This is a genomic window from Paenibacillus radicis (ex Gao et al. 2016), assembly GCF_014641555.1.
Classification (GTDB): domain Bacteria; phylum Bacillota; class Bacilli; order Paenibacillales; family Paenibacillaceae; genus Pristimantibacillus; species Pristimantibacillus radicis.
The window spans coordinates 507-867 of record NZ_BMHY01000007.1 but is presented as its reverse complement, the minus strand read 5'-3'; the positions used below and the strand labels follow the sequence as shown (position 1 = coordinate 867).

Below are 361 nucleotides of genomic sequence, written 5' to 3'. Positions count from 1 at the left end.
GGCGGAGCTGACGGGATTCGAACCCGCGGTCTCCTGCGTGACAGGCAGGCATGTTAGGCCTCTACACCACAGCTCCACATCATTGTCGGACACACATTGGTAAAGTTTTGGTTGCGGGGGCAGGATTTGAACCTGCGGCCTTCGGGTTATGAGCCCGACGAGCTACCGGGCTGCTCCACCCCGCGTCGTTAAAAAAAGTATTAATGGTGGAGGCTGAGGGGATCGAACCCCCGACCCTCTGCTTGTAAGGCAGATGCTCTCCCAGCTGAGCTAAGCCTCCATATCGCTTGAGCGACCTTTATAATATACCATATTCAGGTCAACTTTGCAATACTTTTTTAGGTTAAAGTTTAGAAATTGT

General features: G+C 51.8%; 3 tRNA genes. All 3 read right to left on the bottom strand.

Features of this window, described 5'->3' with window-relative positions:
- Positions 1-2: 2 nt before the first annotated feature.
- Positions 3-76, bottom strand: a tRNA-Asp gene (locus IEX98_RS17735).
- 32 nt (positions 77-108) lie between these two features.
- Positions 109-185: transfer RNA gene (locus IEX98_RS17730), tRNA-Met, on the bottom strand.
- Between the two features lie 19 nt (positions 186-204).
- Positions 205-280: transfer RNA gene (locus IEX98_RS17725), tRNA-Val, on the bottom strand.
- Between the last annotated feature and the right edge of the window lie 81 nt (positions 281-361).